Genomic DNA, 23,104 nt, shown 5'->3' with positions numbered 1-23,104 from the left:
CCGAAGCATCCGCCGCCTGACTTCGCCAGCACCGCGCCACAGGTTACGCGGCCTTGGAAACTAAGCATTGGAAACTAAGCAGTTTTGGAAACTTCCATCAGCAGTCGCTCGGCCTTCGCATCTTCGATGCGGTTTACCAGCCGGCTGCTCTCATGCACATCACGCACGGTCTTGGTCAGGGTGACGCAGGACTGAATGAGCATCACGATGCCCATCGCGAGATAGCCCTTGATCCAGAGGTCGACCGGGAGAAAGTAGACACCGATCGCGACCAGGAAGGCCGAGGCGCCGAACGAACCGTAGGTAAAGGTGACCCAGGCGTTGCTATGATGCTGGATATTCTGATTCATGGCGCCATCCTGCAAATTAGATTATGCGATGAAATATCAATCTCAGACGGACTATGCATTTCACGGAACCGCGCCGCAACCTCATCCGCCCGGGATTTTTGCGCCCGCGCCAGTTAAGGAGCTATGAGTAGAGCACCTTTAGGTTGCAACAGGGTAAACGATGCATTTAGCGGCCACGTCAAATGATTCATGACAGGGAACGGCTATCGTCGCGGGTCAGGTCTTCTGGCAAACGCGGAGACATCCGCCGTCCGCGCTCGCTCCGCGCGTCACAGGTTACGCGGTCCGCACATCGCTTCTTCACGCGCAGGCCGGTTCAATCGAATGCCCTTGCCGGTCGATCTCATTCGACAACAGCGAGCACACGCCCATCGGCAGCAGCAGGAAAAGGCCGGCATAGATTGCGACATTCACGATCTCTGGCGGCACCGTCTGTGAGAATATCAGCGTGAACAACGCGAGAACCAGGCCGATGGCAATCGTCATGCCGAAGGCTGCGGTCAGGAATGCCCTCAAGAGCGCCGGCAGACCCCGTGCAAGATACCCGTCCATCAGCCCGGTGATCGACGAAACAGGCAAGGTGAGCAGAAAGGACGTTATTGCGCATATACCAACGAAGCTATCGTCGATCCGGCCCGCGATGGCAGCAGCAACCATCCACACCGCGAGCGCGACCAGCGAAGGCCCCAGCAGAAGAAACACCACGGGTCGTTTCATTGAACTCGATCCTTCCTTTAAGTCTTCCGACGCGAAGCCGGACTGCCGCAATTTCTCGATCACGCCTGGCTGCCGAAACAGACGGCGGATGCCGAAACATCCGCCGCCTGCCCTCGCCAGCACCGCGTCACAGGTTACGCGGCCTTGGAACTAGGCAGCCTTGGAAATCAAGCAGCCTTGGAGACTTCCATCAGCAGCCGCTCCGCCTTGGCGTCCTCGATGCGGTTCACCATCTTGCCGCTCTCGTGCATGTCGCGCACAGTCTTGGTCAGGGTGACGCAGGACTGGACGAGCATCACGATGCCCATCGCGAGATAGCCCTTGATCCAGAGATCGAGCGGCAGGAAGAACACGCCGACGGCGACCATGAAGGCCGAGGCGGAAAACGAAACGTAAGTAAAGGTGACCCAGGCACCGCTGTGGGGTTGGACGTTCTGGTTCATGACAATCTCCTGTTTGATATGGGTTTAATCGATCAAGTTCAGTTTCAGGCAGCTTGCGTGCGTTTGGCGTTCAGCCGCGCGAGCACGTCGTCCGCGGTTGATTTCAGTCGTGGCCCAAAGCCCTGTTCGGCAAGCTTTTCGGCGGTCGCCTGCGGTCCGGTGGCGGCATCGAGTTCGATCAGGGCGTCGGAGGCGGCCTGGGCCTCGATCTGCCGTTCGCGCAGCCGCTTCAGCGTGTTTTCCGCTTCCGGCAGAGTGGATTCGTAGGGACGCGCGGCTTCGATGCCGCCCCTGCGAAGCGCGCGCACCGCTTCGGAGGCGCGGGCGATGCGACGGCCGCGGTCGAGCTCGGTGATCCGGGCTTCGGCATTGGCGACCTGCCGCTTCATGCGCGCGATTTCGGATGCGAACAGGGTTCGCGCGGTCATTGCGGCGTCGCGGTCGGCTTCGAGATTGGCGATCGACTGCGCCGCCTCGCGGGCGAGATCTTCCCGGCCGCCATCGAGCGCGGCGGTGGCGCGGATTTCGAGATCGGCGATCCGGGCATTGGTGGCGTCGAGACGACGGCCCTCCTGCTGGTCGCCTGCGATCGCCAGCGCCAGCGAGCGCTTGGAGCGTTCGACGGCCGCGGCCGCGTCGCGCATCTGCTGGTCGAGAATGAGAAGCGCCGAGCGGTCTTCCAGTTCTTCCCCCGCGGCAGCCACGCTGCCCCGGAAGAGCGTCAAAACAGTTTTGAACATTGGTACCTCCCTGTGTTATGAGCATTGCTCAGAAATTAGCTGTAGCACCAACGTGAGCATTGCTCAAGAACTATTTTGAGCAGCGCTCAAGAAACTTGTAAATAATGTCTAAGGCACTGGAAAGACGAGCAAAATTCCGAGAAGAACTGATCCTGGCAGCGGAGCGAAGCATCGCCGCGGGCGGATTGGCCGGTCTGAAGACGCGCGAGCTGGCGCGGGTCATCGGCGTCGCCAACGGCGCGGTCTACAATCTCGTCGAGGATATGGACGAGCTCATCCTGCGGGTGGGGTCGCGGACGCTCGGGCGGCTCGACGCCGCGCTGACAGCCGCCGAGAGTAATGGCCCCGCCTCCCCCCGCGAAACGCTGGTTCGCATCGCGGTCGCCTATTGCGATTTCGCCGCCGAAAATCTCGAACTATGGCGCGCACTGTTCGAACACCGGATGGCGCCGGGCAAGCCCGTTCCGGAATGGGCGATCAGCGAACAGATGGATCTGTTCCGCCACATCTATCGTCCGCTCGCCGAACTGTTTCCGGCGCGAACGCCGGCCGAACTCGGCGTGACGGCACGCAGCCTGTTCTCTGCCGCTCACGGCATGGTGCTGCTCGGGCTCGAACAGAAGTTGATCGCGGTGCCGGTCGAGGCGTTGCGGAAGGAAATTGCGTCCATCGTGCGCGCGATGGTCGATGGGCTGGCGGGGAAGCCTAATTAGATCTCGAAGATAGCGTAGCGGTCACTCGGGAATGTCGCGGTCGTGCTCGGGCAGGCGCTTCCATGGATCCTCGGCTCTCGGACGCTCGCCAGGACCAAAATTCTCCACGATCAAATCTTCGAGCCAGACCGCGCCGTGCGCGCTGGCGACACGCTTGGAGCGCAATGCACTGGTCCAGTTGCACACCTCGGGTTGATAGAACACATAGCGACTGCTCTTCGCCACGATCGCAAAGAAGAGGTAGGCGCGGCCCGGCTCGAAGTAAAACTCGCAATCCATATCCTTGTAGACGTCCAGCAGCCTGACGCGGGCGGCCAGTTTGTCGGCCCCCTTCCAGACCCGATCGACGTCTACGGTCCAGGTATGACCTTTCACTTCCATCACCCTGCCGATGAAGACGTATTGAGTGCGTGCAAAGCCCTCGGCAGGCGAGATTGAATCGCACGCGCAGGCATGCGCGACGTCGGCTCCCGCCGCCGATAGACACAGCAATCCGACGAGCCACGCGAGAATCTTCAAGGGCGGCAGGCACAGCATGCGATGGGTCAAATCCACCTCCTGCGAAAAGGAGTTCAGCCAGAGGTGCGGGCCGATATGTCGCGCTGCAGCCGGCTCTCCGAGATGCAGTGCGGCTACACCTCCACAATCACGTAATTGTCCTCGACATGGACCGGAAACGTCTCGGCCACGTAGGGACCTTTCTGCAGTTCCTCGCCGCTTTCGACCGCGACCGGATAGGAGCGGACCTTGACGCGCTTCGGATCAAAATACGATTGCCCGTTGCGCATGTCGAACTCCCAGCCGTGCCACGGACAGCGCAGGAGCTCGCCAACGCGCGAGCGCTGGTAGACACCGGGCTCCGGCGACGTCAGCCGCGCGACGCAGGCGGCCTTTTCCAGCGGCGCGCCTTCGTGCGGGCAGCGATTGAGCAGCGCGAAGAATTCGCCGTTGACGTGGAACACGACGATGTCGCGGCCCTCGACGCCGAAAACCTTGTTGCCGCCGGGCGGGATCTCAGACGTGCGGGCGACGATGTGGCGGGCCATGTTATCCTTGTCGTCGATCAGAGCCTGTAGAGCGCACGCGCGTTGCCGTTGAAGATCTTGCGGCGCTCGGTTTCGGTCAGCGGCGTCTTGAAGGCGAAGCGCGGGTCGTCGAAATCCCAGTGCGGGTAATCCGACGAGAACAGCAGGCGATCGGCGCCGACCCACTCGATCAGCGAGCGCAGATGCTTGCCTTCATCGGGCTCGTCGATCGGCTGCGTCGTGAACCAGAAATGCTCCTTCACATATTCCGAAGGCCGCCGGTTGAGATGCGGCACTTCGCTGCGGAAGGCGTCGAAATGCCGGTCCATCCGCCAGGTGGCCGACGGGATCCAGCCGAAGCCGCCTTCGATGAATACGATCTTCAAGTTCGGGAAGCGTTCAGGGACGCCTTCGAGCACGAGGCTGGTGAGCTGTGCCGCCATGGTGTGCGCGTTCGACTGGTGCTCCTCGACATAATAGGACGGCCAGCCGCCGCCGGTCGGCGCGTGCCCGCCATAGCCGCCGACGTGGATGCCGAGCGGCAGGCCGAGCTCCTGCGCGCGTGCGTAGATCGGCCAGTAGCGGCGGCGGCCGAGCGGCTCGTTGGCGCGCGGGCAGACATTGATCTGCACATAGCGGCCGATCTTCGCGCAGCGTTCGATCTCGGCGATCGCGAACTCTGTGTCGTCCTGACCGGCGAGGATCGAGGCTTTCAGCCGCGGATCGCGATCGGACCAGAACGCGAGCTGCCAGTCGTTGATGGCGCGCTGGATCGCGGCGCCGAACTCGAGATTCTGCTGCGAGAAGATGAAGAGATCGAGCACCTGCAAAATGCCGTACTCGATGTCGAGCGGATCGAGATGCTGCTTGCGCATGAAATCGAGATCGGAGCCCGGAGGCCCGCCGGTCGGCGGCCACGCGTCGCGGCGCGCGATCAGCGGTGAGGAGCGCGGATAGGGCGTGGTGCCGATATAGGGCGTGCGCAGATGGCTGCCATAGGTGCGCAAATGCGCCTGCCAACGTTTTGGCAGGAACTGATCGAGGTCGGTGTGCGCATGAATGCTCGGATGCACATCGCAATCGATGATGCGCAGCCGGCTCTTGGCGGCTTCTTCCTCGGCGAGGATGGGGCGGTCGATGACGTCACTCATGCGATCCTCCTTGGAAGTAGTAGTTCACGCAGCGAGCTTCAGCCGCGGAAAGGTTTCAAGCGGATTGTCGGCACACATGCGCGAGACGATACTTGCCGGCAGATGCGGCGGCATCGGATCGTCGCCGTCGAACTGCCAGTGCGGATAGTCCGACGCGAACAGGAACATCTTGTCGGAGCCGATCTGTTCGATCACGTCGGCGACCCCTGCGGCATCCGGCGGGCCGTCGAACGGCTGCATGGTGACGCGGATATGGTCGCGGATGATCGAGGCCGGCTCGCGCTCGACCCATGGCACCTCGACGCGTACCCCGCGCCAGGTCTTGTTGGCGCGCCACATGAAGGCCGGCAGCCAGCTCACGCCCGACTCCATCAGCACGACCTTGAGATCAGGGAATTTGCCGAACACGCCTTCATAGATCAGGCTCAATATCTGGGCCTGAAACGCCTGCGCTTCGGCCAGATAATATTCGTAGCGATAGGACGGCCAGCCGATCGAACTCGGCGCAGTGCGGTAGGCGCTGCCGGCATGGATCGCGACCGGGAGCTTGTGTTTTGCAGCCGCCTGCCACACCGGCCAGTAATGCCGGCGGCCGAGCAGCGTCTCGCCCTGCGCCAGCACCAGCACGGAGACGAAGCGGTGGTCGCCGGCGCGCCGCTCGATTTCTTCCACCGCCAGATCCGGCGCCTGCATCGGCACCACGATCGAGGCGCTCAGCCTTGAATCCTTCGACAGCCATTCGGCCGCGATCCAGTCGTTGATCGCCTTGCAGAAGCCGGCTGCCATATAGGAATCGAACACCGCCTGCGCGCCGTAGACCACGTTGCAGATCGCGTGGCTCGCACCGAGCTGGTCGAACGCGCCGCGCTGCACCATCGCAAGTTCGCTGCCCGGCTTGCCACTACCCGAATTTCCATGGGCCGGCCGCCAGTCGGCGCGGCCCGAGAACGGCATGTTGGGGGGATAGGAGTTGAGATCGAGGCCGTCGATGGCGCGGCTGACCACCTGCTCTTTCCAGTGGTCGTCGAGATAGGGCAGCAGCGTGGTGCGGGTTCCGCCCACCGCGGGATGGATGTCGCAGTCGATCCGCGTGGCCGCCATGGAGCTTCCTCGGGTTTTCGTCTCGGCGATCTTGGTGTCGCGCCAGCAAATGTGCCGCCGATGCCAGAGCGGCGCAAGCGCATAACTTGGGGGGCCGCCCTGCCCGAACCGCACAGCGCATCGGGCCAGCCGTTCGCGACACGAAATATTCGCCGCTGGCGAAGAAAATATCCGTCACCGCGGACAAGATCGTCTGCCGCGTCAGCAATGTCGACATCACCGCCCGCTCCTGCGAACTGACCTTCAACGGCGCCAGGCAAACCATCACCGGACGGCGAGCCAGCGAAATCTTTGCGACCGAAGCCATGGCCGGCGTTCCCGCCGACGGCGCCGCCGGTTCGGTGTTAGAGAGCCTCTCGAAGCTCAACTGCACGCTCGATCCTGCCGCGATCAGGCTGAAGGCCGGCGGCGGCGCCAGTTGCTCGTTCGAGACGGGAAATTGAGGCGGTGCCCTTCCCTTTTCCCCTTGTGGGAAAGTGCTTGTCCGAAATAATGGCGTGATATCAACGGCTAAGTGCGTTGGTGTATCGCTGGTGTAAAAAGTAGCTACCGTGTTGCTGGCACAGCGGAATCGACCACCGCTCGCCGATCCGCGAGAGGTGCCATTGCTCCCCTCTGTGAATAAGCGGGAGAAACGCCTCAATCCCTCGTAGCACTACCCTGCATTGTGCCACCGTATAGGCTCCCGATTCGGCTACTGTGGTTGTGTTTTATGGACCCCTCACTAGACGTTGCGATTTCATTCCTCGCCAAGGATGAACCGTTTGCCGCTGAGCTTCACGCGCGGCTGGAGCAGACACTCAAGTTGTTCTTCTTCCCCCGGCAGCAGGAAGAACTTGCAGGGACCGACGGCCTCGAATCGATGCGCACACCGTTTCTCGAATCGAGGGTGGCAGTCATCCTGTTCCGCCAGCCGTGGGGTGAAACACCGTGGACGCGCGTAGAAGAGACGGCGATCAAGGACCGATGCCTCGCGAAAGGATGGAATTCGCTGCTGTTCGTCACTCTCGATAAGACAAGCCCGCTGCCTGTTTGGTTACCGAACACGCACATCCGATTCAGCAATCAGGATTACCCAATCGAGGAGCTTGTCGGAGCCATCAAGGCGCGCGTCCAAGAGAACGGTGGCGAAATCTCAAAGCCGAATCCGCTGATTATCGCAAAGCGGATTAGGGCAGAAGCTGAGCTGCGCGATGACGAGAAGCGGTTCTTCCGAGATTATCCGTTCATCAATCAGACAGCCAAACCGCAGGTGAATGCACTGCTAAACGAAATCGTGCGAAAGGCGCGCGAGGTCGGCGACAGCATCAGCTACACAATCGACGCGCAAATCCGGGATAGCGAGTGCGTTGTTCGTTATGGTGGCATATCGCTTCACGCGCACTGGACACAGCATTTCACAAACGTAATTGAAGATGTCGACCTAAGACTGCGTAGCCTAGGCAATCGCCTCTTCCTGCCGGGCGAACGATACTTCAACACGCGAGAGCCGCGCGAGCTATCGCGGCGCACTTTTAGGCCGCAGCTCGACTTCAACCGCAATCTGCGATGGGCAGATGCCGACACGAAACAACAGCTTCTGAAGGATGAAGACATCGTGGAGGAGGCCATTAAGCAATTCCTCCAGCTTGTCGAGCGAGCGAATCGTGGCGACATACCTCGCGACAATCGGTTTGACGATTAGCGGCGGGATCTTAGACCCGTGTCCAGCATTGATAGTCTCCTCGCAATCTTCACGATCAATAAGCTGCGTGATTTGAAGAAGCATTGCCGGGATTCGACAGTGTGTAAGCGAGACCTTGCAGACCTCATCATGTGGTGCCGGTCATCAGCAGAAGCTCCATTCCTGCACGCATCGCACCATCGCCAATTTGTTCCAGAACATCTAACCTTGTCGGATTCAGACCTTGCGGCGCTTGCAGCGAACGGTGTCGGTCGATTCACGCCAGCCGCACAAAGAACAGCCAACAAGGTTTACGCCACGTTCGAAGAACGGCGGATGCTTTCCGGGCATTTGTTTTGGAACGAACGTGCATGGCATTTTTTCTATTTTGATAATCGTGACCAAGCTAGACACAGAAATCACTGGGCAGGCGGGCCCCATATTCATCTGCTAAACCATCTATGGCCAAATCGATCAGCTGACTCGGTTTGGGAAGAATTTTGCAAAGGAAATCCCTTGATGAAGGGCGCGCTGCACATTCGCTTTGAACGCGGCTAAACAAATGATATCGCGCGGTCCGTTGTTGTCTTTGAACGGTCATTGCGCGGATGGAGTCAGCAAGTTCGGCGCGGATCGAGGTCGAGGCCGCGCGGCCGACGATGCAGTGATCAGCTCGGCTTGCGCTGACGCTCCGCGGAGAGAACCCCTCATCCGGCGCTTCGCGCCACCTTCTCCCACAGGGGGAGAAGTGTTAACCTATGTCGCCGGTTGCTCAACCGCGCATGATTGACAGGTCAATCTTTCCCCATCCAAATGTCCGCCGAAGAAAATATGGAAACGAGGCGAGATCGCGTGGCCGGTACCGAACAAGAAACTTACGAATGCGATGTGCTGGTGGTCGGCTCCGGCTGCGCCGGGATGTCGGCGGCGGTCACGGCGGGACATCACGGCCTCAAGGTTCTGATCGTCGAGAAGGAGCCGCGTTTTGGCGGCACCACCGCCCGCTCCGGCGGCTGGCTCTGGATTCCCGGCACGTCGTTGGCAAAGGCCTGGGGCATCGAGGAAAGCCCGGAGCAGGCGAAAACCTATCTGCGCTACGAGGCCGGCAACAGTTTCGATGCCGCGCGCGTCGATGCGTTTCTCTCCGCCGGTCCTGAAGCGGTGGATTTTTTCACCAGCAAGACTGCGGTGCGCTTCGACATGCCGCTGACCTTTCCGGATTATCATGCGGAAGCCCCGGGCGGCGCGCAGGGTGGCCGCTCAATGGTGACGCGGCCGTTCGACGGCCGCGAACTGGGCGAGCACATCAAGGCTCTGGGCAGTCCCCTGCCCGAACTCACGGTGTTCGGCATGATGCTGGGCTCCGGCAAGGAGATCATCCATTTCATGCGCGCCACCAAATCGCTGACCTCGGCGATCTATGTGGCGAAGCGACTGTCGAAACATGCCATCGACGTGATGCGCCACGGCCGCGGCATGACGCTGACCAACGGCAATGCGCTCGCTGGGCGTCTGGCGAAGTCGGCGTTCGACCTGAAGATACCGCTGTGGCTGTCATCGCCGGTGCACGAACTGATCGTCGAGGACGGCGCGGTGCGCGGCGCGGTCGTCGAACGCCATGGAAAGCTGGTCCGCATCAATGCCAAGCGCGGCGTCGTGCTGGCCTGCGGCGGCTTCCCGCACGACGTCGCAAGGCGCAAGGCGATGTTCCCGCACGCCGGCGATGGCACCGAACATTTCTCGCCGGGTCCCGTCGGCAACACCGGTGACGGCTTGCGATTGGCGGAGGCCGCGGGTGGCCGTATCGAGGACAATTTGCCGAACGCCGCGGCCTGGGTGCCGGTCTCGATCACCGAGCGCAAGGACGGCAGCAAGGGCGTGATGCCGCATTTCATCGACCGCGCCAAACCCGGCGTCATTGCCGTGATGCGCGACGGCAGGCGCTTCGCCAATGAAGGCAATTCGTACCACGACTTCGTGCAGGCGATGGTGAAGGCGGCAAAGCCCGGCGAAGAGATCACGGCGTTTCTCCTGTGCGATCACCGCGCGCTGCGAAAGTACGGCCTTGGATGCGTGCCGCCGTTTCCGATGCCGCTGCGCCATCATCTCGCGACCGGCTATCTCAAGCGCGGCACCACGCTCGCCGAACTCGCCGACCGCACCGGCATCGACCGGCAAGGGCTCGAGGCCACGATCGCCGAGTTCAACGCCTCGGCCGCAGAAGGCCGCGATCCATCATTTGGCAAGGGATCGCGCGCCTACAACCGCTACCAGGGCGATGCGCTGCACGGCCCGAACCCCTGCGTCGCGCCGATCAAGGACGGGCCGTTTTATGCGATCAAGATGGTGATCGGCGATCTCGGCACCTATGCCGGCATCAGGACCGACGAGCACGCGCGGGCGCTGGACGAACACGGCCAGCCGATTGCAGGCCTTTATGCGGCCGGCAACGACATGGCGAGCATCATGGGCGGCAACTATCCCGGCGCCGGCATTACCTTGGGACCGGCGCTGACGTTTGGGTATATCGCGGGCAAGCACATCGCAAGTGAAAATCCGTAAGCGTCAGTTCGATCGGTACAGAATAGATACCGGTAGAAGAGGCGACCGGCGACAACAATCGGCTAGAGCAATCGGAGCCATCATTGTGGCGACTTTTGCCTGCCTCGCCTTTGCTTGCGGTCCCACGCATTGAGAAACGTACGCACATCCTGCGCAGATGCAGCATCGATCGATTGACTATTGAGTACACGCTTCAAGCTCTGCCGAAAAGCATTTGCGTCAATGATATCGCTCGTTTCGTCCAACGCGACCGTCTTTGAACTCTTCGACACACGATCCCCAAGACTACCCATACCACCTATGCCAGCCGAATATGATTCACCAGTCATTGCTCGGGCAAGAATTACAACTGCTTCATCATTTCCAAGCAAGCCATCTGTCCACGCTCGAGGTTCGCTCGGGTCGTCACCAAGAAAATCCCTCCATCGATATAATATCGATACTATGCCAGGATGATGCAGCAATGATCCATCCTTCGCCGCCGCGCGGATGGCCTCCAGCGCGTCGCTCTGCAATGAATCAATCGCGGTTTCAGCAACCAGACAGTCTTCTTCACGTCGCGGACCGCCCTCTCTCTCGCGATAATTGTCCTTCGCCGAAATCACGAACTCAACCAGCCAACCTAAACAAGCGCCCTTGAGAGCGGCCACGTAAATCTCGGTGCGTTCATCTATCGAGAAGCGATCTCGCGTGAGCCGCCTTATCAGCCAGTGAAGCCTGAGATCGGCGTCACCAACTCGAAGCAATCCACGCTCGGCATCCTGCCGTAGGTTAATATCGTCGTGAATCTTGAACAGTGTCGCAATAAGGGACCGAACCTTTGATTCATCGATGCGGCTCGCATGCGTATTTAGCTCGTCGAAGTACACGGGCACCATGGACCTTCCGCTCTTGCGAGAGGTCCGGGCGGCATTTCTCAACGCCTCGGAGATAAATACTTCATCATCAGCCTTCTCGATCAGTTCGTCTATTTTCGCGGAAGAGAGTGCCTCGTCGCTTAGAGACGACCGAAAATAGGTATCAAAATGTGTCTCGATGCACACGCGACGCTCGGCATCCCAAGCAGGCATCCAATCACTTCCATAGCCCATCTGCTCAAGGCGCGGAAACAGGCGTTGCAAAGCAAGTCTTGCAACCTGTTTACGCTGATCAGGCACGTCGCTAACGAACAAATCGAACCGCGAATCGCTCCGCTGATCGGGATCTCCGTCTTGGCGCGTTCCGGATACTCGAGTCTTTCCTTCTCGAATGGACTTGAACAGACCAGGCTCATACAGACGCAATGTTTCTAGAGTGACGAAGTCCGCTTGATTCACTTCATTGGCAATCGCTGGCCAAGTAACGCTTATTGCATTCTTGAAGCGAACCACATGGCGAGGTGTCTTGATATACGGAACAACGGCATCATAAAACAGATTCATGAACCTCACGATCTGATTTTCGGGAGGCGTCCCGCAAATTTGATCGACAGACATCAGCAGCGCGCTATTCAGATCGACCTGGAGGGGCGCCGGCAGTTCAAAGCTAGTTTGAACTATTTTCTCCAGGAAGTGCGGGCCCTCTGACGGATACCTATGCGCAACAGCTTTCTCAGCCAGGTCACGGTCGAATACGAGCAGGTAAACCAAATTTGGAAGCTGCCCTACGGACTTTACTAGCCGAAAAATTGCAATTGCTTCCTCTGCAGTAAGGCGGTCGATATCGTCAATTACGACAAGGAAGCGGCGGTCCTGTTCAGCCAGAACCTTCGAAAGCTTCTGGAAGATCCTTTCGACGGTGTCTCCCTTCGGAAAAAATGTCGCGGCGAATTTCGTAGCTCCAGAAATGAGTCCTGCTAGAGGAGCACCGCTCGCCAACGAGACGGCGTGACCAATGGTTGGCCCCGCCTGAAGCATGCGCTGTGTCAATGCAGGTATCATGTCCCGGATCTTGTCTCCGAGACTGTCCCTCAAGATCGTGTGAAGATTCTGCAGGAATGCTAATGCAAGCGCTTCCTCGCCACGGTACCACCAGCACTTGAAATCTGAAACGACGAGCTTGCGATCCTCCGATGCTTTCAGGGCCGCCCTGACCAGGTTCACCGCACTGCTCTTGCCTGATCCCCAAGGTCCGTGAAGTGCAATTGTAGTGCCGTAGGGTTTCTTGATCTTGAGAATACTTTTCGCAATCGATTCCGCAAACGGCGCCACGCCATATTGATCGTCTTGTGAACTCTCGATTGGACTGTCATTGAAGTGATCGGTCATCCAAAGGCTCCTTAGATCGCCTTTAACCTGCACGTCTCCTTCTATGCTCGTCAAGATGGTGATCGGCGATCTCGGCACCTACGCCGGCATCAAAACCGACGAGCATGCGCGTGCGCTGGACCAACACGGCCAGCCGATTGCAGGCCTTTATGCGGCCGGCAACGACATGGCGAGCATCATGGGCGGCAACTATCCCGGCGCCGGCATCACGCTCGGCCCTGCGCTGACATTCGGGTATATCGCGGGGAAGCACATCGCGGGAGAGGCTGCGCCCTAGAAATATCTCGAGCTGGAACGAACGTCGTTCGATTCGATTGTCTCGAATCGAACCGGAGATCGTTCAATGCGTGCGCCGCGCTTGTCTGCTGCTCTCGTCCTGCTGGTCGTCCTTCCGCCGCTCGCCTTTGCCGGCGACACCGAGTGGCGGCGATACGTAATCCCGAGCACCGGCACCAGCATCGACATGCCGGTCTCGATCTTCAGCAGCGATGCTGGAGCGCCGGAGGGCGGAACCGGGCGACGGTTTTTCACCGAAGACCGCCGCGCCGACCTGACGGTGCAATCCGTTCCCAATCCCGGGAACGATTCGCCCGCCACGTTCCTGACCAAGCAGCGCCCGCCTGCCGACATCATCTACAAGCGGATCACGTCTGATTTCTTTGTCGTATCCAGCATTCGCAAGTACCGGATCTGGTACAACCGCTGCAACCGCGGCAACGGCACCATGAACTGCGTGCTGATCAACTATCCCGCCACGGAAAAGCGCCAATGGGACAGCGTGGTTACGCGGATAAGCCACACGCTGCGAGGGTAACCCGGCCCGTGACGGGATTTTAGGCAATCGGGTAAAAACGGCAACTCAGTTCCGAAGTGAGGAACTGCCGCGCGTGCACTGCGTTGCCGGAGGGTCGTTGTCAGTAACCGCGAGGTTGTTTCGTGAATCGCAGGGATTTCCTCGCTGCTTCCGCGTTGCCGTTGGTAACCGGAGTAGCGCCCGGGCTTCTATCCACCGCCCACGCCCAGCCGGCGCCGTTCGATCGATCCATCGTCCGGCAAATGGCCCGCGATCTCGCAAGCAAGACATACAAGGCTCCGAGCGAGAAACTGCCCGACAATCTCGCTAACATCGACTACGACCATTATCGGGCGATCCGGTTCTTGCCCGAGCGCGCGCTCTGGCGTGGCGAAAAACTTCCCTTCGAGGCGCAGTTCTTCCATCGCGGGTTCTTCTACAAGAACCGGGTCGACATCTTCGAAGTGAAGAATGGCCAGGCGTCGATCGTCGCCTACCAGCCCGACCTGTTTTCATTCGGCGAGCTCACGCCGCCCGGCCCCGCGGTGGATCTCGGCTTTGCCGGCTTCCGGCTGCATGCGCCGATCAACAAGCCCGACTATTATGACGAGGTCTGCGTCTTTCTCGGTGCAAGCTATTTCCGCGCAGTGGCCAAGGGCCAATTATACGGCCTTTCGGCGCGCGGCCTGTCGATCAACACCGGCGAAGCCAAGGGCGAAGAATTCCCGTTCTTCAAGACGTTCTGGATTGAAAAGCCGGCAGCGGGCGCCAATTCCATCGTCGTGCACGCGCTGCTCGACAGCGAGAGCGCCGCCGCGGCCTATCGTTTCACCATCCGGCCCGGCGAGACCACCGTGTTCGATGTTGAAATGGCGATCTATCCGCGCGTGGATCTGGATCATGCCGGCCTCGCACCGATGACCAGCATGTTCTTCTTCGGACCGAACGACCGCAAGGACGTCGAGGACTTCCGTCCAGCAGTCCACGACTCGGATGGCCTTGCCGTCTTCAACGGCCGCGGAGAGGAGCTGTGGCGGCCGCTGCATAATCCGAGGGATTTGCAAGTCTCTTCGTTTGCCGATCTCAACCCGCGGGGCTTCGGGCTGATGCAGCGTCAGAAGGATTTTGCCGCGTACCAGGACCTGGAATCGAATTTCGAGCGCCGGCCGAGCCTGTGGGCGGAGCCGATCGGCGATTGGGGCGAAGGCGCGGTGAAGCTGCTCGAAATCCCCACCAAGGAAGAGATTCACGACAACATTGCCTCGTTCTGGCTTCCCAAGGCCGCCTTGGCCGCCAAGGGCGAGCACACCTACACCTATCGTTTGCACTGGGGACCGGATACGCCGAAGCCCGCTTCGCTCGCGCGATTTTCCCGAACCGGCATCGGCGCAAGAGGCGACAACGCAACGATCTTCGTACTCGACGTGACCGGCGAGCGGCTGAAATCGGTTGATCCGAAAATCCTGCGCGGCGTCGTGACGGCCGAGAAGGCAAAAATCCAGAACATTGTCACCCAGCAAAATCCGGCGACCGGCGGCTGGCGATTGAGCTTCGAGCTTTTGAAGGAAAAGACCCCCGTCGAAATCCGCGCATCGCTCATGCAGGACAACGAGGCGGTATCGGAGGTCTGGGTCTATCGATGGATACCTTAGCGAAAGCCGGCGGAGCGGCCGGACCAGGCGATATCCCGCTGAACGATTTCCTACCCCCGGAATCGCCGACAGATATGGCGGTGCAGGCGTTGCGGCGGTTCGAGCCGCCGCCCTCACCCCGCTTTGCGCCGCTGTGGTTCCGGCGCGGCTTCGTCCTGACCGGCACTGCGATCCTGACCGTGGCGGGCTGTTATGAGATGTACCGGGTGCTTCAGGTCGGCGGTGTCACGGTCCTGGAGTCGCTCATCCTGGTGTTGTTCGTCCTGCTGTTTGCATGGATCGCCTTCTCCTTCATGTCGGCGCTTGCCGGCTTCTTCGTGCTGATGACCAGGAAAAAGGATGAGCTCGGCATCGACGCCGGCGCTCCCCTACCCGAAATCCATAGCCGCACCGCGATGCTGCTGCCGACCTACAATGAGGATCCCTATCGCGTGCTGGCGAGATTGCGCGCGATTTATGAATCGGTCGAAGAAACCGGACACGGCGCGCGGTTCGACTGGTTCGTGCTGAGCGACACCACCGATCCCGCGACCTGGATCGCCGAGGAAAAATGCTTTCTGAAGCTGCGACAGGACGTCGGCAGCGCCGCCGCGATCTTCTATCGCCACCGTCCTGAGAACATCGCGCGCAAGTCGGGCAATATCGAGGAATGGGTCAGGCGTTTCGGCGCCAACTATGAGAGCATGCTGATCCTGGACGCCGACAGTCTGATGACCGGCGACAGCATCATTCGCCTCGTTGCCGCCATGGAGGCGCATCCGAAGGATGCGCTGATTCAGACGCTGCCTGTCATCGTCAATGCGAGATCGCTGTTCGCGCGCTGGCAGCAATTCGCCGGGCGATTATACGGCCCGATGCTGGCGGCGGGGATCGCGTGGTGGCACGGCTCCGAAGGCAATTACTGGGGCCATAACGCCATCATTCGCGTCCGCGCCTTTGCGCAATATGCCGGGCTGCCCGAACTCAGGGGACGCAAGCCGTTCGGCGGACACATTATGAGCCACGACTTCATCGAGGCGGCATTGATGCGGCGCGGCGGCTGGGCGATCCACATGGCGCCGACGCTTCGTGGCAGTTACGAGGAATCTCCGCCCACGCTATCGGATTTCGCCGCCCGTGACCGGCGCTGGTGCCAAGGGAATCTGCAGCATCTGGCGCTGCTGCTGACCCGCGGCTTTCACTGGGTGTCGCGGCTTCATCTGCTGACGGGAATCGGATCGTATCTCACCGCGCCGCTCTGGCTGATTTTTCTCGTGTTCGGCGTGCTGGTTTCGCTGCAGGCGCAGTTCGTCCGACCCGAATATTTCCCGAAGGGATATTCGCTATTTCCGACCTGGCCGGCACAGGATCCGGTCCTGGCGGCCTGGGTGTTCGCAGGCACGATGGGTATGCTGATCGCGCCGAAGCTGCTGGCCTTCGCCGTGCTGCTTGGAAATAGCGACGCGCGAAGGAAGTTCGGCGGCGGCCTCGTTGTGTTCGCGGGCATCATCGCCGAGACGGTTCTTTCGGGCCTGACCGCGCCTGTCATGATGATCTTCCAGTCGTCCGCCGTCGGCGAAATCCTGTTCGGGCGCGACGCCGGATGGCAGGTTCAGCGCCGCGACGACGGCGCAGTCTCGCACCGTGACACGGTCAACACCTATGCGGTGCCGACATTGGTCGGGATCGCCATGGCGGTGGCCGCCTATGCCGTCTCGCTGCCCTTGCTGCTCTGGATGACGCCGGTGATTCTCGGCCTGCTGCTTTCCATTCCGATCGCAATCTTGTCGTCATCGTCGGGCCCGAACCGCAGGCCCGGACTGTTCAAAACCCCGGAGCAGACCGCGCCGCCACCGGTACTGACAAGGGCCAATGAGCTGGGCAGCGCGCCGCATTCGCCGCTCGACTGTCCGCTGCACGAGTTGCGCCGCGATGCCGCGCTGCGCGAAGCGCATCTCAACAATCTTTCCGAACAACGGCTACGAAAGCGCGGTGAGGTCGATCCGCATCTCGCGATTGCACGTGCAAAAATCGAAGATGCTGAAACCTTCGAGGAGGCCGCGGGCTTTCTCAGCGCGCGAGAGAAGTTCGCGGTGCTCAAGTCGCCTGCGGTTCTCGCCGCTCTGCTCGCGCTGCCAGATCCGGTGTAATTGCAGGACCTGTCTTCCTAATGCTTGAGGTTGAACTGCAGCTGCCATAACCCCGGATGCATCCTTGGCCCATGCGTCAAATCTGCTAGACTGCCGCTCAGCGAGGCGGAAAATGGAAGCGCCCGGACCCGAGCGAAGGCTCGCTGCGGTCCTTGCCGCCGACATGGTCGGCTATAGCCGGCTGATGGAGGTCGACGAGGCGGGGACGCTTGCCCGCCTCAAGACCCACCGGCTTGAGCTCATTGACCCCTCGATTGCCAAGAACCGGGGCCGCATCATCAAGACCACCGGCGACGGCATGCTGGTGGAGTTCCACAGCGTCGTTGACGCGGTGTCGTGCGCGGCCGAGGTGCAGCGGCGGATGGCGCGGCGCAATGCCGATGTGTCGCCGGCGCGGTGGATCCAGTTCCGCATCGGCATCAATCTGGGCGATATCATCATCGAGGAGAACGATATTTTCGGCGATGGCGTCAACGTCGCCGCGCGTCTCGAAGTGCTCGCCGATCCCGGCGGCATTTGCGTCTCGGCCGCCGTGCGCGACCAGGTCGGCGACCGGCTCGACGACATTGCCTTCGAGGATCTCGGCAACCAGAACGTCAAGAACATCACCCGCCCGATCCACGTTTTTCGGGTGCGCTTCGAGCCGGAAGCAGCCGAGACGCCGATGAGCGGCAAGGACGGCGCGGCGGCGACAATCACGACCAGGAAGCCGTCCATCGCGGTGCTGCCGCTGGTCAACATGAGCGGCGATCCCGAGCAGGAGTTCTTTGCCGACGGCCTCACCGAGGACATCATCACCGAGCTGTCACGCTTCCGCGATCTTCTCGTCATCTCGCGCAACTCGACCTTCGTACACAAGGGCAAGGCGGTGAAGGTGCAGGAAATTGCCCGCGAGCTCGACGTCGAATACGTGCTCGAGGGAAGCGTGCGCAAGGTCGGCGATCGCGTCCGCGTCACCGTGCAGCTGATCGACGCACAAACCGACCGGCACGTGTGGGCGGAACGCTATGACCGCAAACTCGAGGACATCTTCGCCATTCAGGACGAAGTGACCGGCGCGATCGTTGCCACCCTCCCCGGCCGCGTCGAGGCAGCCACGCATGAGCGCGTGAAGCGCAAGCGAACCGACAACATGGCGGCCTATGAGTACGTGCTCGCCGCCAAAGTGCTGCACCACCGCTCCCAGCGAGACGCCAACGCCGAGGCGCAGGCCCTGCTCGACCGCGCCATCGCGCTCGATCCGGATTATGCGCATGCCCATGCCTGGAAGGCGTGCGTGCTGGGTCAGACATGGGTCTATGGCTGGTGCGCGGATCGCGACGCCACCTTCCAACAGGTGGCTGCCGAGTTGCAGCTTGCGCTGGCGCTCGACGATAACGACAGCGACGTGCACCGCATCCTGGCCGCGGTGAACCTGACCCGCGACGATCACGACAGCGCCGCATATCACCAGGAGCGTGCGCTGGCCCTCAATCCCAATTACGACCTTGTGGTGGTACAGCAAGGCGAGTTTCTGACCTGGCTGGGCCGGCCCGAGGAAGGCATCGACTGGATCAGAAAGGCGATGCGCCTTAACCCGTATCATCCCGAGCGTTTTTGGAACCACCTCGGCCGCGCCCTCTACTGCGCCGAGAAATACGCCGATGCCGCCGAGGCCTTCGCGCGGATCACGCGGCCCGACTTCACGCATCATGCCTTTCTCGCCGCCATCTTCGCGCAAATGGGCGACGCCGTCGCCGCCGCGGCCCATGCCGCCGAAGTGGTGAAGCTCGAGCCGACTTTCTCCGTGACGAGCTATCTCGCCACGCAACACTACAAGCACGATGTCGATCGCCAGCGCCATGAGACCGGACTAATCAAGGCCGGGCTACCGGTGTGAGGTTTTGCGATCGTATTGGCTGAGTTGTCGTGGCTTGCCGAGCCGTAGCTTGCGATTGAGCAGCCCGGCTTCGCCCTTCGGGCTGCGCCGCGGCAGCCTTCGCTTGCTTCGCTACGATAGAGTTCGGTTTGGCTTGCCGAGCCGTAGCTTGCGAAGCAAGCGAAGGCTGGTGGGCGCGACAGGGATCGAACCTGTGACCCCTACCATGTCAAGGTAGTGCTCTCCCGCTGAGCTACGCGCCCTGGAAATGGGATGACCAAATCATCCCGCTCCAGCCTTATTCGTATCGGGTGGGGTCCGTATATCGGCTCCAAAGCGCCCCCGCAAGGACGCTTGGCAGTAATTTCTGACGTGATTCAGCGCGAAATCGAGGCCGAATCAGGCCGCCAGCATCTTGTTCACTTCGCTGACCAGTTCGCGGAGGTGAACCGGCTTGGCCAGCACCTTGGCGTTCTTGGGCGCATCCGAATCGGAATTCAGGGCGACGGCGGCAAAACCGGTGATGAACATGATCTTGATGTCGGGGTCGAGTTCCGAGGCGCGGCGCGCCAGCTCGATGCCGTCCATTTCGGGCATCACGATATCGGTGAGCAGCATCTCGAACGGCTCCTCGCGCAGCCGCTGATAGGCCGACATGCCGTTGTCGTGCGGCGAGACCTGAAACCCGGCGTTTTCCAGCGCCTTGACCAAGAAGCGGCGCATGTCGTTGTCGTCTTCGGCGAGCAGGATCTTGTGCATGGCGGTCGGTCGTCGCTTCCGGCTTGGAGGATCATTCCGCCCACTAAGCCCGACAGAGGGTAAATTTCAGTTAAAAGGTAACGGCGTCTTGGCGATTGGCAGGCGGCGCTATTTTCCGTAGCGGAATGTACCAAGATCGATCAAGGCGGCGCTTTTCGGGCGTTTGCGATACCTTCCGGTAGTTCGGCGGCTTTTTTCGCTTGGCAGAATGATTACGATTACGGACAATACATCCTTACAAAGCCCTGCCCTTAGGCGGAATCGGTCGCGTGATCGATCGGCCCGAAGGGAATGCGGAAATTCAAGGGACGGCGCCCGACGATGACCCAGTTTGATGGCGAGCTGTCGCCCCCGTTCGAGATCGTGGAGCCGGCGCATTGGCGGGCGCCGATCATCTTCAACTCGCCCCATTCCGGCTCGGTCTATCCGCTCGAATTTCTCAACGCCTCCCGGATCGACCTCGCCGCGCTGCGCCGCTCCGAGGATTCGTTCATGGACGAATTGATCGGAAACCTGAGCGAACGGGGCTTTCCGACGGTGCGGGTCAATTTCCCCCGCTCCTATGTCGACGTGAACCGCGAGCCCTATGAGCTCGATCCGCGGATGTTCACCGGCCGCCTGCCGAGCTTTGCCAACACCCGCTCGATGCGGGTTGCCGGCGGCCTCGGCACCATCCCGCGCGTGGTCGGCGACGGGCAGGAAATCTATCGCGAGCGGCTTTCCGTCGACGACGCGCTGGGGCGGATCGAGGCGCTCTACAAGCCGTATCACCGGGCGCTGCGGCGGCTGATCAACAAGGCCCATCAGGCGTTCGGAACCGTGATCCTGGTGGATTGCCATTCGATGCCGTCGGTGGGCGTGTCGCGCGACGAGCCGCGGCGCCCCGACATCGTGATCGGCGACCGCTACGGCACCAGTTGCGCCAGCCTGCTGCCCGATGTCGTCGAGCAGATCATGAGCGGGCTCGGCTATTCGATCGGCCGCAACAAGCCCTATGCCGGCGGCTTCATCACCGAGCACTATGGCAACCCGGCCAGCGGATTGCACACTGTCCAGCTTGAGCTCAACCGCGCGATCTATATGGATGAGCGGCGGCGCGAGCGCAGCCCCCGCTTTGCGCAAATGGCCGCCGATTTCGCCGCGCTGGCGGAAGCGCTGGCGCAGGTGCCACTCGGGGATCTCGGCCCGTTCCAGGCGGCGGCGGAGTAGACCTCGTTCAAGGACAGCGGTTCTGTCGCGCGCTGTTTCGGGGCTCGAAATCATAACGCTCGTCGCGATAAGTCGGAATGCACTCTTTTTGTTCGTTTTGCCCGCCTGCAGGAACGAAACCCAAATCCCTGTCGTGCCCCTGAACTGCCGGCGGAACGAAATCGAAGGCGCCAAGATAAATCCAGTCCACGGAGGGGACTCTGAACGCGCGGGAAATCTTTAACTCGTTGCTGATGAGGATGTCATCGTCCGGCCCCAGCACGGCGAGATTTTCATCACCTGCAAGATATTTTCATCACCTGCAAGATAGAGGCTCGTGCGAGCCCGGTGGGCCCAATCGAAGCCTGGCATATTATATTTGACGCTGCCGCGTGACGAGGTCAGCGTCAAATACCTCCCGCTATCGCCGTCACCGGTCGTCGACCACAGCTCTAGTTTGACAGTCGTATCAGTCCCGGGAACGCGGTAGCTTGCCGAATGGACCGGCACGAAGGTGTAGTAGGTACCCCAAGCAATGAAGTGTCCGATCAGTATAAGGTAAGGCGATGCGAGAGCGAGCAGCAGCAGCCCCACCGCAAGTCCGATGGTCTTTAATACCGAAGGAACTAATTTCGTCTGGGCAGCCAAGGGACACCGGCAATTGGCGATGAAACGCTCAGGCAGGCTAATCGGAATCTTCTTTGCAGATGATTGAGCCGCGACTGCGATCTTTAGCTTTTGCTCGGGCGCGAATACTGAAGGGCCAAAGAAAAAAGGGCCGCTTGAATGAACAAGCGGCCCAAGTCTAGGGAGGAAACGCCCAAGGAGGGCAGCGATAGGGCGAGGCCCTACCGCACCGCAACAATATGCGGCCGCGCTGCACAAAACGCAAGGGTTTTCGGGATAGTTCCGGTCCAATGTGGAACAGGCTGGCGGATCGGCAACACTTCCGACGCATGAGATTTAAATAAGTAAAATCAATAACTTGCATGAGAAATCGGTCAAGCCCCGGCCTTCGTGCAGTGCTGGTATGCCAAAAACTCGCAATATCGTGATGGCAGGACTAACCAAAAATCCACGCCTAAACGAAGCCTTTCCGAAAGCCGATTCGAAAGCCACTTCTCACGACGAATGGGATAACGCACCGTTGGCCGTGCGCGACGGTGCGGATTGAGCTAGGCAAGAGGCGGCATTTCAATTCCGGTAAGGGACAGCCGTGACGGTCATCGATTTCACAGCCTTCATCGGGCGCCTTGCGACTGCTTCCGGCGAGACCATCCTGCCGTTCTTCCGGACCTCGCTCTCGATCGACAACAAGAGCGCCAGCGATTTCGATCCGGTCACCGAGGCCGACCGCGCCGCCGAAGCGGTGATGCGCCGCCTGATCAAGGCGAACTTTCCGCAGCACGGCATCGTCGGCGAGGAATTCGGCAACGAGCGCGAGGGTGCCGAATATGTCTGGGTGCTCGATCCGATCGACGGCACAAAATCCTTCATCGCGGGATTTCCGATCTGGGGCACCCTGATCGCGCTGTTGCACAAGGGCACACCGGTGTTCGGCATGATGCATCAGCCCTATATCGGCGAGCGCTTTTCCGGCGATAGCGGCTCGGCGCATTATTCCGGGCCATCCGGCGAGCGGCGGCTGACGGTGCGGCGCTGCGCATCGCTGAAGGAAGCGACCTCCTTCACCACCAGTCCGCTGCTGATGAACGCCGCCGATCGCGAGATCTTCGGCCGGGTCGAGAAGGCAGTGAAGCTGTCGCGCTATGGCGGCGACTGCTATTCCTACTGCATGCTGGCGGCCGGCCATCTCGACCTCGTGGTCGAAACCGAACTCAAGCCCTATGACATCGCAGCCCTGATCCCGATCGTTACCGGCGCCGGCGGCATCGTCACCAACTGGGAAGGCAAGCCCGCCCAGAGCGGCGGCCGCATCGTCGCCGCCGGCGACGCCCGCGTGCACGAGGCGGCGCTGAAGCTCTTGAACAGCTAGAGACACAGCCACGCAGGA

Annotated in this window: 23 protein-coding genes, 1 tRNA gene and 1 pseudogene; 12 read left to right on the top strand and 13 right to left on the bottom strand. The window is 60.7% G+C overall.

Annotated features, from left to right (window positions below):
• Positions 1–74: 74 nt before the first annotated feature.
• From V1293_RS29600 to V1293_RS29585, 4 genes are all read right to left on the bottom strand, one after another.
• Positions 75–350: a YiaA/YiaB family inner membrane protein gene (locus tag V1293_RS29600; protein ID WP_334514475.1), complete on the bottom strand. Its 276-nt coding sequence runs from the start codon at positions 348–350 to the stop codon at positions 75–77.
• Positions 351–650: 300 nt separating this feature from the next.
• Positions 651–1,130, bottom strand: coding sequence for a hypothetical protein (locus V1293_RS29595; RefSeq protein WP_334514473.1), 480 nt, complete (start codon positions 1,128–1,130; stop codon positions 651–653).
• Between the two features lie 104 nt (positions 1,131–1,234).
• Complete coding sequence (locus tag V1293_RS29590) at positions 1,235–1,510, bottom strand: YiaA/YiaB family inner membrane protein (protein WP_247781242.1); 276 nt, start codon at positions 1,508–1,510, stop codon at positions 1,235–1,237.
• 44 nt (positions 1,511–1,554) lie between these two features.
• Positions 1,555–2,250, bottom strand: a complete 696-nt coding sequence (locus V1293_RS29585) for a PspA/IM30 family protein (RefSeq protein ID WP_334514471.1) — start codon at positions 2,248–2,250, stop codon at positions 1,555–1,557.
• A gap of 104 nt (positions 2,251–2,354) precedes the next feature.
• Between V1293_RS29585 and V1293_RS29580 the strand changes: the two genes are divergently transcribed.
• A complete protein-coding gene (locus tag V1293_RS29580) occupies positions 2,355–2,963 on the top strand; it encodes a TetR/AcrR family transcriptional regulator (RefSeq protein WP_334514469.1) in 609 nt (202 codons plus the stop codon).
• Positions 2,964–2,984: 21 nt separating this feature from the next.
• Here the strand turns inward: V1293_RS29580 and V1293_RS29575 are convergent, their stop codons facing one another.
• The 4 genes from V1293_RS29575 to V1293_RS29560 all read right to left on the bottom strand — a co-directional run bounded on the left by V1293_RS29575 (position 2,985) and on the right by V1293_RS29560 (position 6,240).
• Entirely contained in the window at positions 2,985–3,500 is a 516-nt protein-coding gene (locus V1293_RS29575) for a hypothetical protein (RefSeq protein ID WP_334514467.1), read from the bottom strand.
• A 95-nt stretch (positions 3,501–3,595) separates the two neighbouring features.
• On the bottom strand, positions 3,596–4,009 hold the full coding sequence (locus tag V1293_RS29570; RefSeq protein WP_334514465.1) for a Rieske (2Fe-2S) protein: 414 nt from the start codon (positions 4,007–4,009) through the stop codon (positions 3,596–3,598).
• A gap of 17 nt (positions 4,010–4,026) precedes the next feature.
• Positions 4,027–5,139: an amidohydrolase family protein gene (locus V1293_RS29565; protein WP_334514463.1), complete on the bottom strand. Its 1,113-nt coding sequence runs from the start codon at positions 5,137–5,139 to the stop codon at positions 4,027–4,029.
• Positions 5,140–5,163: 24 nt separating this feature from the next.
• Positions 5,164–6,240, bottom strand: coding sequence for an amidohydrolase family protein (locus V1293_RS29560; protein WP_334514461.1), 1,077 nt, complete (start codon positions 6,238–6,240; stop codon positions 5,164–5,166).
• Between the two features lie 86 nt (positions 6,241–6,326).
• On the opposite strand from V1293_RS29560, the gene V1293_RS29555 reads away from it, so the two are divergent.
• From V1293_RS29555 to V1293_RS29540, 4 genes are all read left to right on the top strand, one after another.
• Positions 6,327–6,683, top strand: a complete 357-nt coding sequence (locus tag V1293_RS29555) for a hypothetical protein (RefSeq protein WP_334514459.1) — start codon at positions 6,327–6,329, stop codon at positions 6,681–6,683.
• Between the two features lie 269 nt (positions 6,684–6,952).
• Positions 6,953–7,924: a hypothetical protein gene (locus V1293_RS29550; RefSeq protein ID WP_334514457.1), complete on the top strand. Its 972-nt coding sequence runs from the start codon at positions 6,953–6,955 to the stop codon at positions 7,922–7,924.
• Between the two features lie 18 nt (positions 7,925–7,942).
• Entirely contained in the window at positions 7,943–8,461 is a 519-nt protein-coding gene (locus V1293_RS29545) for a hypothetical protein (RefSeq protein ID WP_334358061.1), read from the top strand.
• Positions 8,462–8,755: 294 nt separating this feature from the next.
• Positions 8,756–10,465 carry an FAD-dependent oxidoreductase gene (locus V1293_RS29540; protein ID WP_334514455.1) on the top strand — a complete coding sequence of 570 codons (1,710 nt, stop codon included), beginning with the start codon at positions 8,756–8,758 and terminating at the stop codon, positions 10,463–10,465.
• A gap of 80 nt (positions 10,466–10,545) precedes the next feature.
• On the opposite strand, the gene V1293_RS29535 is transcribed toward V1293_RS29540, so the two are convergent.
• Entirely contained in the window at positions 10,546–12,711 is a 2,166-nt protein-coding gene (locus V1293_RS29535; protein ID WP_334514453.1) for a KAP family P-loop NTPase fold protein, read from the bottom strand.
• Between the two features lie 46 nt (positions 12,712–12,757).
• Between V1293_RS29535 and V1293_RS29530 the strand changes: the two are divergent.
• The 5 genes and pseudogenes from V1293_RS29530 to V1293_RS29510 all read left to right on the top strand — a co-directional run.
• A pseudogene (locus V1293_RS29530) lies at positions 12,758–12,988 on the top strand (FAD-binding protein); the annotation flags it as partial.
• Between the two features lie 66 nt (positions 12,989–13,054).
• Positions 13,055–13,525 carry a hypothetical protein gene (locus V1293_RS29525; RefSeq protein ID WP_334514450.1) on the top strand — a complete coding sequence of 157 codons (471 nt, stop codon included), beginning with the start codon at positions 13,055–13,057 and terminating at the stop codon, positions 13,523–13,525.
• Between the two features lie 122 nt (positions 13,526–13,647).
• Entirely contained in the window at positions 13,648–15,156 is a 1,509-nt protein-coding gene (locus V1293_RS29520) for a glucan biosynthesis protein G (RefSeq protein ID WP_334514447.1), read from the top strand.
• On the top strand, positions 15,144–17,285 hold the full coding sequence (mdoH, locus tag V1293_RS29515; protein ID WP_334514445.1) for a glucans biosynthesis glucosyltransferase MdoH: 2,142 nt from the start codon (positions 15,144–15,146) through the stop codon (positions 17,283–17,285). Before V1293_RS29520 ends, mdoH begins: the two co-directional genes overlap by 13 nt.
• Positions 17,286–17,397: 112 nt before the next feature.
• Positions 17,398–19,164 (top strand): adenylate/guanylate cyclase domain-containing protein, encoded by a 1,767-nt coding sequence (locus V1293_RS29510; RefSeq protein WP_334514444.1) that lies wholly within the window; start codon positions 17,398–17,400, stop codon positions 19,162–19,164.
• Positions 19,165–19,331: 167 nt separating this feature from the next.
• On the opposite strand, the gene V1293_RS29505 is transcribed toward V1293_RS29510, so the two are convergent.
• Both V1293_RS29505 and cpdR read right to left on the bottom strand, forming a co-directional pair.
• A tRNA-Val gene (locus V1293_RS29505) sits at positions 19,332–19,406 on the bottom strand.
• Between the two features lie 136 nt (positions 19,407–19,542).
• Positions 19,543–19,902, bottom strand: coding sequence for a cell cycle two-component system response regulator CpdR (cpdR, locus tag V1293_RS29500; RefSeq protein ID WP_057852005.1), 360 nt, complete (start codon positions 19,900–19,902; stop codon positions 19,543–19,545).
• Positions 19,903–20,223: 321 nt separating this feature from the next.
• On the opposite strand from cpdR, the gene V1293_RS29495 reads away from it, so the two are divergent.
• Positions 20,224–21,111, top strand: coding sequence for an N-formylglutamate amidohydrolase (locus tag V1293_RS29495; protein ID WP_334514439.1), 888 nt, complete (start codon positions 20,224–20,226; stop codon positions 21,109–21,111).
• Between the two features lie 7 nt (positions 21,112–21,118).
• Here V1293_RS29495 and V1293_RS29490 read toward each other — a convergent pair whose 3' ends face one another.
• Together V1293_RS29490 and V1293_RS29485 are read right to left on the bottom strand one after the other, a co-directional pair.
• On the bottom strand, positions 21,119–21,301 hold the full coding sequence (locus tag V1293_RS29490; RefSeq protein ID WP_334514438.1) for a hypothetical protein: 183 nt from the start codon (positions 21,299–21,301) through the stop codon (positions 21,119–21,121).
• A 29-nt stretch (positions 21,302–21,330) separates the two neighbouring features.
• A complete protein-coding gene (locus tag V1293_RS29485) occupies positions 21,331–21,738 on the bottom strand; it encodes a hypothetical protein (RefSeq protein WP_334514436.1) in 408 nt (135 codons plus the stop codon).
• A gap of 568 nt (positions 21,739–22,306) precedes the next feature.
• Between V1293_RS29485 and hisN the strand changes: the two genes are divergently transcribed.
• Entirely contained in the window at positions 22,307–23,086 is a 780-nt protein-coding gene (gene hisN / locus V1293_RS29480) for a histidinol-phosphatase (protein WP_334514435.1), read from the top strand.
• Positions 23,087–23,104: the final 18 nt, after the last annotated feature.

The sequence above is a fragment of the Bradyrhizobium sp. AZCC 1693 genome, from assembly GCF_036924745.1.
Taxonomy (GTDB): domain Bacteria; phylum Pseudomonadota; class Alphaproteobacteria; order Rhizobiales; family Xanthobacteraceae; genus Bradyrhizobium.
This window is presented reverse-complemented; position numbering and strand designations above follow the sequence as displayed.

Coding starts and splice junctions, on each gene's coding strand:
- V1293_RS29560 (WP_334514461.1), bottom strand. CDS start 6,240: ATGGCGGCCACGCGGATCGACTGCGACATCCATCCCGCGGTGGGCGGA.
- V1293_RS29575 (WP_334514467.1), bottom strand. CDS start 3,500: ATGCTGTGCCTGCCGCCCTTGAAGATTCTCGCGTGGCTCGTCGGATTG.
- V1293_RS29570 (WP_334514465.1), bottom strand. CDS start 4,009: ATGGCCCGCCACATCGTCGCCCGCACGTCTGAGATCCCGCCCGGCGGC.
- mdoH (WP_334514445.1), top strand. CDS start 15,144: ATGGATACCTTAGCGAAAGCCGGCGGAGCGGCCGGACCAGGCGATATC.
- V1293_RS29585 (WP_334514471.1), bottom strand. CDS start 2,250: ATGTTCAAAACTGTTTTGACGCTCTTCCGGGGCAGCGTGGCTGCCGCG.
- V1293_RS29550 (WP_334514457.1), top strand. CDS start 6,953: ATGGACCCCTCACTAGACGTTGCGATTTCATTCCTCGCCAAGGATGAA.
- V1293_RS29525 (WP_334514450.1), top strand. CDS start 13,055: ATGCGTGCGCCGCGCTTGTCTGCTGCTCTCGTCCTGCTGGTCGTCCTT.
- V1293_RS29565 (WP_334514463.1), bottom strand. CDS start 5,139: ATGAGTGACGTCATCGACCGCCCCATCCTCGCCGAGGAAGAAGCCGCC.
- V1293_RS29600 (WP_334514475.1), bottom strand. CDS start 350: ATGAATCAGAATATCCAGCATCATAGCAACGCCTGGGTCACCTTTACC.
- V1293_RS29510 (WP_334514444.1), top strand. CDS start 17,398: ATGGAAGCGCCCGGACCCGAGCGAAGGCTCGCTGCGGTCCTTGCCGCC.
- V1293_RS29580 (WP_334514469.1), top strand. CDS start 2,355: ATGTCTAAGGCACTGGAAAGACGAGCAAAATTCCGAGAAGAACTGATC.
- V1293_RS29495 (WP_334514439.1), top strand. CDS start 20,224: ATGACCCAGTTTGATGGCGAGCTGTCGCCCCCGTTCGAGATCGTGGAG.
- cpdR (WP_057852005.1), bottom strand. CDS start 19,902: ATGCACAAGATCCTGCTCGCCGAAGACGACAACGACATGCGCCGCTTC.
- V1293_RS29535 (WP_334514453.1), bottom strand. CDS start 12,711: ATGACCGATCACTTCAATGACAGTCCAATCGAGAGTTCACAAGACGAT.
- V1293_RS29590 (WP_247781242.1), bottom strand. CDS start 1,510: ATGAACCAGAACGTCCAACCCCACAGCGGTGCCTGGGTCACCTTTACT.